The organism is Gemmata algarum, assembly GCF_034097035.1.
Classification (GTDB): Bacteria; Planctomycetota; Planctomycetia; order Gemmatales; family Gemmataceae; genus Gemmata; species Gemmata algarum.
This window is the reverse complement of the sequence record NZ_JAXBLV010000210.1, coordinates 1-12,006: the sequence shown is the minus strand read 5'-3', so window position 1 is coordinate 12,006 and position 12,006 is coordinate 1. Positions and strand designations below refer to the sequence as shown.

At 65.0% G+C, this 12,006-nt stretch carries 3 protein-coding genes and 1 CRISPR repeat array; all 3 genes read left to right on the top strand.

Annotated features, from left to right (window positions below; all coding sequences use genetic code 11):
* Positions 1-3 precede the first annotated feature (3 nt).
* The 3 genes from cas5 (at position 4) to cas2 (ending at position 2,851) form a co-directional block, all read left to right on the top strand.
* Positions 4-786, top strand: a complete 783-nt coding sequence (gene cas5, locus R5W23_RS24160; RefSeq protein WP_320688528.1) for a type I-MYXAN CRISPR-associated protein Cas5/Cmx5/DevS — start codon at positions 4-6, stop codon at positions 784-786.
* A 94-nt stretch (positions 787-880) separates the two neighbouring features.
* Positions 881-2,542: a type I-MYXAN CRISPR-associated endonuclease Cas4/Cas1 gene (locus R5W23_RS24155; RefSeq protein WP_320688527.1), complete on the top strand. Its 1,662-nt coding sequence runs from the start codon at positions 881-883 to the stop codon at positions 2,540-2,542.
* A gap of 9 nt (positions 2,543-2,551) precedes the next feature.
* Positions 2,552-2,851, top strand: a complete 300-nt coding sequence (gene cas2, locus R5W23_RS24150; RefSeq protein WP_010033577.1) for a CRISPR-associated endonuclease Cas2 — start codon at positions 2,552-2,554, stop codon at positions 2,849-2,851.
* A 263-nt stretch (positions 2,852-3,114) separates the two neighbouring features.
* A CRISPR array of direct repeats spans positions 3,115-11,973; the repeat unit is 36 nt; unit sequence GTGCAGACTTCAGTGACGCCGTGAGGCGTTGAGCAC.
* Positions 11,974-12,006: the final 33 nt, after the last annotated feature.

The following is a 12,006-nucleotide window of genomic DNA, read 5'->3' as shown; positions in this document are numbered from 1 at the left end:
CGCATGCTCTGGCTCCGTATCGAAGCGCCATTTGCGACGTTCCGCACGTTCACCGCCGGGTGGTATCGGCCGACTGCGACGTTCTTAACGCCCTCTGCGGCTTACGGCTTGGTGATGAACTTCGCGGGCATCGAAACCCGGTTGCGGGAGGGCGAGGACGGGCACAACGGCAAAACCCCTGCGTCGTTGACGGCGAAGGGACTGCCGTCACTCAAACTTGCGATCGGCGCCGCGGGCGAAGACCGCCGTGGGCAAACGATACCATTCGAAGAAGCCTTTCCGCGAGTGCAGACGACGTACCAGCAGTTGCACAACTACCCGGTCGGAAAAGGTAACAAAGTCGATGACCCGGACGCGCCCGGTGAAAAGGCGTACCAGGGTGACATCGCGGCGCGGCGCGCACAAGGGAACAAGTCGAACATTACGCCGGTACGGCGCGAGTTCCTATCGGACCTCCGCGCCGTGATCGGCATTGATGCCGAGATTGCTGTTCTCGACCGCGTGCGCCGTGGGTTGGCTGGAGAGTTCCCGCGTTACGGCGTGCCTTTCCTGGGCGACAACAATTTCTTGCTCGACCGCGTCGAATTGTTTAACGCACCGAAGCCGGCCTACTGGTTCGTCCCGGTTGCCGGGGCCGGTGGTGGTCCGCGCCCTCGAACCGTGCGGTTGACCATTGCAATCGATCGCGCGGATTTGTCTCGCACGACAAGCCAGTTGTTCGCACCGGAAGCGGAGGCAAATGCGACCCCGCCAGTGGAGTCGTGGACGCCATTCGCGGGAACATGAATTTATCGCACAGGCGTCGCATTTCGGCATTTCGGGGGGAACAGAGGGGCGGGCGGGCATGTGGCTCCGCCCGTCCCTCCAACCCCGAGCGCTCATGATCCCCCTTCCGGTCCTCGATTCACATGCGCCACAATTGCGGGTCGAGTCGCTGCACGCCTGGGCCTATTGCAAGCGGCTGTACTACTTCCAAGAGATCGAGCGCATCGCCGTTCCCCACGAGCGCGTGTTCGCCGGGCGGCACCTGCACGCGGCCCTGGAGGCCGACGAGGACGGCGCGGCGGTGTCGGTCGAGCTGGCCAGCGAGCGGCTCGGGCTGTTCGGCAAGGCCGACTGCCTGCGCCGGCGCGACGGGTCGCACCTGCCCTACGAGCACAAGCGCGGCCGGCCCGCCCGCGGCGCCGACGGCGCGGCCGAGGCGTGGCCGTCGGACCGGCTCCAGGTCGTCGCCTACGCGGCGCTGATCGAGGACGCCTTCGGCCAGCCCGTGCCCGAGGGCCGCATCCGGTACCACGCGGCCAACGTGACCGTTCGGGTGCCCGTCGACGACCGGGCGCGGGCCGACCTGTCCGCCGCGCTGGCCGACGCCCGGGCGCTGCGCGAGTCGGTCGAGCGCCCGCCGATCACCGAGAACGCGCGGCTGTGCGAGAAGTGCTCGCTGGCGCCGGTCTGCCTCCCCGAAGAGGTGCGCCAGGACCGCGAGCCCGAGCGCGAGCCGCGGCGGCTGTTCCCGCAGGACCGGGACGGCGCCACCCTGCACGTCGTGAGCCAGGGGACGGCGGTGGGTGTGAGCGGCGATTCGATCGTCGTCAAGCCGCGCGAGGGGCCGGAGGCCAAGCACGCGATCCGCGGGGTCGAGACGGTGCTGCTCCACGGGTTCACGCAGATCTCCACGCAGGCGATCCGCAAGTGCGTCGAGCACGGGGTCGGGGTCCACTGGCTGTCGGTCTCCGGGCACCACACGGCCAGCACGGTGCCGACCGCCGGTCAGGTGCAGCGGCGGGTGCGTCAGTACAAGGCGCTGACCGACCCGGCGACGTGCTTGCGGCTCATCAAGCACCTCGCGTCGGCCAAGGTCGAGGGGCAGTACCGGTACTTGCTCCGCGCCACCCGCGGCGACCCGGCGCTGCGGGAGCAGGCGCAACCGCACCTGAACGCCATCCAGCCGCTGCTGGGCCGGATCCCGGGGGCCGCCGAGGCGGAGACGGTCCGCGGTCTGGAGGGCGCGGCGGCGGTGGAGTACTTCGCGGCGCTGCGGTCGGTGCTGGGGCCGCAGGTGCCGGAGGAGCTGCGGGCGGCGTCGCGCTCCCGGCGGCCGCCGGTGGACCGGTTCAACGCGCTGCTGAGCTACGGGTACGGGCTGCTCCACACGGCGGTCATGCGCGCGGTCCTGGCGAGCGGGCTGGAGCCGGCGCTCGGCTTCTTCCACACCCCGCGGAGCGCGGCCTACCCGCTGGTGCTGGACCTGCTGGATTTGTTCCGGGTCACGGTGTGGGACATGCCGCTGGTGGGGTCGCTCAACCGCGGGCAGTGGGACGCGGCGGCGGACTTCGAGGTGACGCGGGCCAAGGTGTGGCTGTCCGAGCAGGGGCGCAAGAAGGCGATCGGGCTGTTCGAGGACCGGATGCAGGAGACGTGGAAGCACCCGGTGCTGAACTACTCGCTCAGCTACGCGCGGACGATCGAGCTGGAGGCCCGGCTGCTGGAGAAGGAGTGGACCGGGGAGCCGGGGCTGTTCGCCCGCTCCCGGCTCCGCTGAGGCGCGCCGATGGCCGATACCAAGTGGTGGCTGGTGTGTTACGATGTGCGTGACCCGAAGCGGCTGCGGAAGTGCGCCCGGCACATGGAGGGGTACGGGGAGCGGGTCCAGTACTCGGTGTTCCGCTGCTGGATGAGCCAGACGCAGGTGGAGCGCCTCCGCTGGGAGCTGACGCAGTTGCTCGCGTCCGAGGACGAGGTGATGCTGATCCCGCTGCCGCAGGCCAGCGTGGACGGGATCGTGGGCATCCACGGGTCGGACCGCCCGCCGGAGTGGACCGCGGAGCCGCCGCGGCACCGGATCGTATGAGGGCGGGGCCGACAAATGCCGAATCACGCACCCGCGTGTGTGTGCCGGGTTCCGTCACGGGACCGATCCAAACCTGAGTTATGGTCTGGGTTTAGCGCTCTTTGACAACTCGCCGGGGTGCTTGACGGCCGTCTGCGCCTTAAAATCCGTGTGAAGCGTGTCGTGAGTGGTTGGTGTCGGTCGTGCGGTCACGCTCGGAGCGATGGGGTGCGTGAAAACGGGTACCCGACGCGGCCGATTTTGAGCATTTCGGTAAGTAAGCGGTGCAGACTTCAGTGACGCCGTGAGGCGTTGAGCACTCAACACCGTAGCCCGCGTGCCACACGGCCACACCGTGCAGACTTCAGTGACGCCGTGAGGCGTTGAGCACCGGAACAAGCTCGAGGAGACCCAGCGGGCACAGATCGAGTGCAGACTTCAGTGACGCCGTGAGGCGTTGAGCACCACACCGCGACGGGACAACGAAGGTGGCCAAGATGAACGTGCAGACTTCAGTGACGCCGTGAGGCGTTGAGCACCGTACTGCGGGACTGTCGGGCACGATCCACCCGAGGTGCAGACTTCAGTGACGCCGTGAGGCGTTGAGCACTGTCGGTAGCCCACTACCTCGACCGCGGTGGCCCGTGCAGACTTCAGTGACGCCGTGAGGCGTTGAGCACACGGGAGCCGGCGGCTACTGGCTGATCGAGTGGCTGTGCAGACTTCAGTGACGCCGTGAGGCGTTGAGCACGTGCCCCCGTCGGGCACCGTGACGAGCCGCTCGAACGTGCAGACTTCAGTGACGCCGTGAGGCGTTGAGCACACATCTACCCGGGCGAGTACGCCCGCCGGCTCGAGGTGCAGACTTCAGTGACGCCGTGAGGCGTTGAGCACAGCAGGAGCGGCTCCAGTCGAGCCTCGAGCACCTGGTGCAGACTTCAGTGACGCCGTGAGGCGTTGAGCACGCGATGCCGGTCTCCGCCGCGACCTTCAGAGACAGTGTGCAGACTTCAGTGACGCCGTGAGGCGTTGAGCACCGGTCACCACGTGAGGGGTGGTATGAGCCAGCGACCCGGTGCAGACTTCAGTGACGCCGTGAGGCGTTGAGCACAGCCCGCGGTCGATCAGGTCGCCCATATAGCTCCCGTGCAGACTTCAGTGACGCCGTGAGGCGTTGAGCACGCGTTCCGCCCCGCCGGCGTGAGCCGCACCTCGGACGTGCAGACTTCAGTGACGCCGTGAGGCGTTGAGCACTCGGGCAGACCCTGGTGGTGACCGGCGGCCCCGGGTGCAGACTTCAGTGACGCCGTGAGGCGTTGAGCACACCTGAAGTCACACCGGAGCGATACCGGGTAGGGGTGCAGACTTCAGTGACGCCGTGAGGCGTTGAGCACAAAAGGCCGGTCGGCAAGTGGGTTCCGGCGACCACGTGCAGACTTCAGTGACGCCGTGAGGCGTTGAGCACCGGGGCTCTGTCGCACGGCGTATCGTGACGACGGGTGTGCAGACTTCAGTGACGCCGTGAGGCGTTGAGCACAGGATTCGCGGGAGTGGGTCGCAACCGGCATCGGGGGTGCAGACTTCAGTGACGCCGTGAGGCGTTGAGCACCCCGTGTCACTGTCACCGTTCTCGGGCTCGTTCTCGTGCAGACTTCAGTGACGCCGTGAGGCGTTGAGCACGGAAGAACAACTTGATCGGCGGACACATCGAACCGGGGTGCAGACTTCAGTGACGCCGTGAGGCGTTGAGCACCGAGCAGGCGATACCGGCCCGCCCGTGACGCGCTGTGCAGACTTCAGTGACGCCGTGAGGCGTTGAGCACCCATGACCGACCCCAACACCGGCGAGCCGATCGGCGGTGCAGACTTCAGTGACGCCGTGAGGCGTTGAGCACCCGTGTACCCGCGCAAAAGCCCAATCGCGTTGCCGTGTGCAGACTTCAGTGACGCCGTGAGGCGTTGAGCACCCGTCGGTGCCGCGGCACCGGTCGCCGGCCCGCGGGGTGTGCAGACTTCAGTGACGCCGTGAGGCGTTGAGCACTCGGCCAAATCTTCAAACACCCGCACGTGACGGGTGTGCAGACTTCAGTGACGCCGTGAGGCGTTGAGCACCTCACCACCGTCACGGGCTTGAGCAGCGGAGCGAGTGCAGACTTCAGTGACGCCGTGAGGCGTTGAGCACAAATGAAGGAGTGCATGGCCGCCAAGGGTGACCCGTGCAGACTTCAGTGACGCCGTGAGGCGTTGAGCACTCCCATCGACGGGGTAGCCCACCACCGCGGCAGGGGTGCAGACTTCAGTGACGCCGTGAGGCGTTGAGCACCCAGGGCCGCCGTACCGCTGAAACACCTCAGCGATGGTGCAGACTTCAGTGACGCCGTGAGGCGTTGAGCACTAGACGGCACGCGCGGCCTTTGTAAACCCGACAGGTGCAGACTTCAGTGACGCCGTGAGGCGTTGAGCACACTTGGCCGCCTTCTTGTGGTGCTCAAACACGCACAGTGCAGACTTCAGTGACGCCGTGAGGCGTTGAGCACAAGCCCGCGAAGCCGAAGCTCACGGTACTCGACGAGTGCAGACTTCAGTGACGCCGTGAGGCGTTGAGCACCGACCATCGATCATGTCCCGCAGCGGGGCGCCGTGGTGCAGACTTCAGTGACGCCGTGAGGCGTTGAGCACACCTGAAGGCGGTCATTGCGGAGGAGTTCGGCGGCGTGCAGACTTCAGTGACGCCGTGAGGCGTTGAGCACAACTGCGGCCAGGTCACGAGCTGCGCCTGGTACGCGTGCAGACTTCAGTGACGCCGTGAGGCGTTGAGCACATACATGTATACGTGACGACACGAGACGAGTATGCGGTGCAGACTTCAGTGACGCCGTGAGGCGTTGAGCACACGGAGTGACCGATGCCGGAGATCACGAACGGCGCCGAGTGCAGACTTCAGTGACGCCGTGAGGCGTTGAGCACCGTACCTGGACCGCGACGGCCCGGTGTGGCTGGCGTGCAGACTTCAGTGACGCCGTGAGGCGTTGAGCACACGCCCAAAAGAGCTTCGACGCGGCCGTCACGGCGTGCAGACTTCAGTGACGCCGTGAGGCGTTGAGCACAACCGGCACCTGGAACTGATCGCGGTGAAGTTGGGTGTGCAGACTTCAGTGACGCCGTGAGGCGTTGAGCACTCCGTCGCGGCGTCGGCCTCGGCGCCGATCACGAGGTGCAGACTTCAGTGACGCCGTGAGGCGTTGAGCACCAGGGCCGCGCGTACGCCCAGGACATCCGCCAGTTGTGCAGACTTCAGTGACGCCGTGAGGCGTTGAGCACCTTCCCGTCTGCGTGAACAGAATTCCGTTAGTCAGTGTGCAGACTTCAGTGACGCCGTGAGGCGTTGAGCACCCAACGGGAACCGCAAGCCAGACCGAAAGCGTAGTGTGCAGACTTCAGTGACGCCGTGAGGCGTTGAGCACACACCAGACACCAAACACCGATCGCCGACACTAAGCGTGCAGACTTCAGTGACGCCGTGAGGCGTTGAGCACCCTCGCTCTCGGGTTTAACGCCCATCGTCCACCTGTGCAGACTTCAGTGACGCCGTGAGGCGTTGAGCACAAGTGAAAGGTGGGCACTGAGCAGAACGGGAATTGACGTGCAGACTTCAGTGACGCCGTGAGGCGTTGAGCACATTCGAGCGGGCGCGGCACAGTTGGTAATTTCGGTGTGCAGACTTCAGTGACGCCGTGAGGCGTTGAGCACTTGCGGCCTCCACCCGCGCCACCCGCTCCCGCCCGTGTGCAGACTTCAGTGACGCCGTGAGGCGTTGAGCACTAGTGGGGGCTGCCGTCCGGCTTCTTGCCGACGATCACGTGCAGACTTCAGTGACGCCGTGAGGCGTTGAGCACACCTGGTACGGGCGCCAGCACAGGCCCTCGGCGTTCGTGCAGACTTCAGTGACGCCGTGAGGCGTTGAGCACAGCTGATCTGACTCGCGGCCCCGCTACGCCAACCGGTCGTGCAGACTTCAGTGACGCCGTGAGGCGTTGAGCACAGCCCGGCACCGGGGAACCTGACGCAACACGGAACGTGCAGACTTCAGTGACGCCGTGAGGCGTTGAGCACTGGCACGTGGTGGACACCGCGAAAAAGGCCGCGCACGAGCGCGTGCAGACTTCAGTGACGCCGTGAGGCGTTGAGCACAGGTGGCCATCCTCGAGGAGGGGGACAAGTTCCACGTGCAGACTTCAGTGACGCCGTGAGGCGTTGAGCACTCGAGACGTTGCGGAAGTGGGTTCTGGGGTTGAGCGTGCAGACTTCAGTGACGCCGTGAGGCGTTGAGCACACGCAGGCGGGATGTACTACCGGTCAGCAGCCGGTGTGCAGACTTCAGTGACGCCGTGAGGCGTTGAGCACCGACCTTTCCACGCTCGAAGAGGCTACCGAGTCGGCGTGCAGACTTCAGTGACGCCGTGAGGCGTTGAGCACCGGTGAGTGCTGGTGGGTTGGGCTTAGTTGACGACGTGCAGACTTCAGTGACGCCGTGAGGCGTTGAGCACCCGCGACTGGTTCGGCCCCTTCGAGCGTTGGTTCTGGGGTGCAGACTTCAGTGACGCCGTGAGGCGTTGAGCACTATGCGTAGTTCCCCGGCTTCCACTCGTCCCACTTGTGCAGACTTCAGTGACGCCGTGAGGCGTTGAGCACCCGGCAACTGGTACACGGGCGACTTCCACCTGTTCAGGTGCAGACTTCAGTGACGCCGTGAGGCGTTGAGCACAGTTCCAGTTTGGGGGCTCTGGCTCTTCCAACGACGTGCAGACTTCAGTGACGCCGTGAGGCGTTGAGCACGCATCCGGACCCTGATCCTCGACGTGGAAGAGCATCGTGCAGACTTCAGTGACGCCGTGAGGCGTTGAGCACGAACCTGACCCATGAACTTCGATGACATCCCGCTGTGCAGACTTCAGTGACGCCGTGAGGCGTTGAGCACCGAGGTACGCCTGCTCGTCCTTGATGAGAGCGAGCCGCTGGAGTGCAGACTTCAGTGACGCCGTGAGGCGTTGAGCACACTATAAGAGCGGCTCGGAAGCGGATCTGGCGCTGTGTGCAGACTTCAGTGACGCCGTGAGGCGTTGAGCACGCGCTGTTCGCGCACAAGCGCGACGGCGACGGGCGGGTGCAGACTTCAGTGACGCCGTGAGGCGTTGAGCACCGCTGACGGCCGCGAAGTCGGTCGGGGTCGGGTTGGTAGCGTGCAGACTTCAGTGACGCCGTGAGGCGTTGAGCACAGCTGATGTACGGCAACGCGTGGATCGGGATCGTGGTGCAGACTTCAGTGACGCCGTGAGGCGTTGAGCACCCGACCCCAGCCCGAACCCGTTCGGGGCGCGCGGGGTGCAGACTTCAGTGACGCCGTGAGGCGTTGAGCACCCGCCGACCTGGACGGGTGCCGGATCGAGGTTGTGGCCGTGCAGACTTCAGTGACGCCGTGAGGCGTTGAGCACCGACGTGCGCCCGGTGCGGCGCGTGGGGCGGGTTCTGGGTGGTGCAGACTTCAGTGACGCCGTGAGGCGTTGAGCACCAAACCTGGCCCACGGCGACGCCAAGGACGGGCGCGTGCAGACTTCAGTGACGCCGTGAGGCGTTGAGCACTGTGGACGAACTGTCGAAGCAGGCGGCGGCCGATGGTGCAGACTTCAGTGACGCCGTGAGGCGTTGAGCACTAAGTTCGCGACCAGATGTAAGGCCGGTTGGCAGGAGTGCAGACTTCAGTGACGCCGTGAGGCGTTGAGCACCGTGGACGCGAGCGAGTTTGCCGACAGATTTCCACCGTGCAGACTTCAGTGACGCCGTGAGGCGTTGAGCACCCGACGGCATACGTCGCGCCCGACGGTACGTTCATGTGCAGACTTCAGTGACGCCGTGAGGCGTTGAGCACCCTTGACGGTGCGGCACGGTTTCGCGGCGCGGCAACGTGCAGACTTCAGTGACGCCGTGAGGCGTTGAGCACGTGACAATGACGGTCGGACCTCCGTAGTCACGGGGGTGCAGACTTCAGTGACGCCGTGAGGCGTTGAGCACCGGCCGGTCGCGTCGTAATGGACTACTCCTCGGGCGTGCAGACTTCAGTGACGCCGTGAGGCGTTGAGCACAGCGGAAAAAGATGATGGACGCCATCGCCGCGCGGTGCAGACTTCAGTGACGCCGTGAGGCGTTGAGCACCGGAGGGCCGCATCGCGGTTCGACTGGTACCTGGGGAGTGCAGACTTCAGTGACGCCGTGAGGCGTTGAGCACAGTGACCTCGCCGAGTGTGCGGCGTGGTGCCAGTGTGCAGACTTCAGTGACGCCGTGAGGCGTTGAGCACCCGACAATCGCATCCCGCCGCGGCTGCTTTTCCTTGTGCAGACTTCAGTGACGCCGTGAGGCGTTGAGCACCTCTGTTAGCGGGTGGAACCCGTTACGCGTCCGGGGAGTGCAGACTTCAGTGACGCCGTGAGGCGTTGAGCACCGTCATTACTGGTACGAGTGGGTTCTCTACGCGTGGTGCAGACTTCAGTGACGCCGTGAGGCGTTGAGCACATCACGTCGAGCCCCACCCCGCCTGGGATACGGAGTGCAGACTTCAGTGACGCCGTGAGGCGTTGAGCACAGATACCAGTGGTGAAGGGCTGGGGCACGGCCTCCCAGTGCAGACTTCAGTGACGCCGTGAGGCGTTGAGCACGCGCCGGCCGGCTACGGGCCGCCGGCGCCGGGACGAGTGCAGACTTCAGTGACGCCGTGAGGCGTTGAGCACCCCACCAGCCCTTGATCGCGCTCGCCCGGTCCCACGTGCAGACTTCAGTGACGCCGTGAGGCGTTGAGCACAGCTTGGGCGGGTAGGTGGCGAAGTGGGCGCCCTTGTGCAGACTTCAGTGACGCCGTGAGGCGTTGAGCACCTCTGAAGCTGCACGAGTCGGTGGACGAGACGGCCGTGCAGACTTCAGTGACGCCGTGAGGCGTTGAGCACTGGTACCCGTCGGGAATCTCGACGCCGTTTTGCGGTGCAGACTTCAGTGACGCCGTGAGGCGTTGAGCACTCATCGTTGCCAAGCAAACAGGCGTTTCAGAACTCGTGCAGACTTCAGTGACGCCGTGAGGCGTTGAGCACAACGGCAAAACGGCCAAGCTGACGATTCACGCGTCGTGCAGACTTCAGTGACGCCGTGAGGCGTTGAGCACCTCGCCTTGTGGGCCGCCGCTACGGTCGCCGCAATGGTGCAGACTTCAGTGACGCCGTGAGGCGTTGAGCACCGGCAGCACTGGCGGACGTGTATTTGTTCGCCGCGGAGAAGGTGCAGACTTCAGTGACGCCGTGAGGCGTTGAGCACCTGGACCCGTGGGAAAAGCCCTCGGGTCCGGTTGACGTGCAGACTTCAGTGACGCCGTGAGGCGTTGAGCACTCATTCTGGGCGACATCGCCAAGAAGATTCCCAAGTGCAGACTTCAGTGACGCCGTGAGGCGTTGAGCACGGGCACCCGTTCGGGCACCGGGCGTGCCTCCCGGGCGTGCAGACTTCAGTGACGCCGTGAGGCGTTGAGCACACATTGAAATCGTCATCTTTGATAAGGTAAGAATGTGCAGACTTCAGTGACGCCGTGAGGCGTTGAGCACATAAGACCGGCTTCGTCCGCACCGGTCTGACCCGTGCAGACTTCAGTGACGCCGTGAGGCGTTGAGCACTGAAGAGCGCGTTTACCCGCAAGCTGCCCGTGTAGTGCAGACTTCAGTGACGCCGTGAGGCGTTGAGCACAATCCGGCCGCACCAACAAGGACGCCGGCGACTCGGGTGCAGACTTCAGTGACGCCGTGAGGCGTTGAGCACCGCAAGCCGTGACGTGTGGGAACGTCGCTGGCTCGTGCAGACTTCAGTGACGCCGTGAGGCGTTGAGCACTCGCCGAGCACCAGCCACTTGCCCGCGTCGGGGCAGTGCAGACTTCAGTGACGCCGTGAGGCGTTGAGCACCGGGGAAGGGGGCGGGAGTCTGACCTACAACCTGAGGTGCAGACTTCAGTGACGCCGTGAGGCGTTGAGCACAGATGGCCAAGCCGGTAATCACCACTATGGAAAAGGTGCAGACTTCAGTGACGCCGTGAGGCGTTGAGCACCCTCCCGCGAGGTCACGGAGGCCCAGGAGAAGCTTGTGCAGACTTCAGTGACGCCGTGAGGCGTTGAGCACATGCCCCCGCCGCGGTCCTCCGGGGCCGGGAGTAGGTGCAGACTTCAGTGACGCCGTGAGGCGTTGAGCACCGGCAGAGGTGGAGAGGATTAGGGCGAGGCTGAGTGGTGCAGACTTCAGTGACGCCGTGAGGCGTTGAGCACATGCCCCCGCCGCGGTCCTCCGGGGCCGGGAGTAGGTGCAGACTTCAGTGACGCCGTGAGGCGTTGAGCACCCATCGGGCGGAACATCAATGCCCGGAACAACACTGTGCAGACTTCAGTGACGCCGTGAGGCGTTGAGCACTTGCCCGTTGCATGGTGGCCGAACACGAACCATGCCGGGTGCAGACTTCAGTGACGCCGTGAGGCGTTGAGCACACACCGGCGAGAACGTGTGGTGGATCGAGGGGGAGTGCAGACTTCAGTGACGCCGTGAGGCGTTGAGCACCGCGGTGAAGACCGGTTCACGCACAACATCACCGTCGTGCAGACTTCAGTGACGCCGTGAGGCGTTGAGCACGGTAGCGCGAGCGGCCCCGGGATCACTCCCGGGGCCGTGTGCAGACTTCAGTGACGCCGTGAGGCGTTGAGCACCATGTGGTGATTGCTACTTACTCTTCCGCTCTCATGGTGCAGACTTCAGTGACGCCGTGAGGCGTTGAGCACAGCTGGAGCTGGAGAACTTCAGCAAGAAGCAGATGTGCAGACTTCAGTGACGCCGTGAGGCGTTGAGCACCGCTGACCGACCCCCGGGCGCACCTGATCGCGACCAGTGCAGACTTCAGTGACGCCGTGAGGCGTTGAGCACAAGCTGAGCAGCGGGGAGTGGGGGGTGCGGGTGCCCGTGCAGACTTCAGTGACGCCGTGAGGCGTTGAGCACCGGCCGCGTCCGCCTCCGCGGCGGCCCGCTCCTCCTGCTGTGCAGACTTCAGTGACGCCGTGAGGCGTTGAGCACGCGACAACGGCGAGTACGCGGTGCTGACCTTGG

Bases quoted from the DNA above. Each gene is read 5' to 3' on its own strand.
- cas5 (WP_320688528.1), top strand. From the start codon at position 4: ATGCTCTGGCTCCGTATCGAAGCGCCATTTGCGACGTTCCGCACGTTC.
- R5W23_RS24155 (WP_320688527.1), top strand. From the start codon at position 881: ATGATCCCCCTTCCGGTCCTCGATTCACATGCGCCACAATTGCGGGTC.
- cas2 (WP_010033577.1), top strand. From the start codon at position 2,552: ATGGCCGATACCAAGTGGTGGCTGGTGTGTTACGATGTGCGTGACCCG.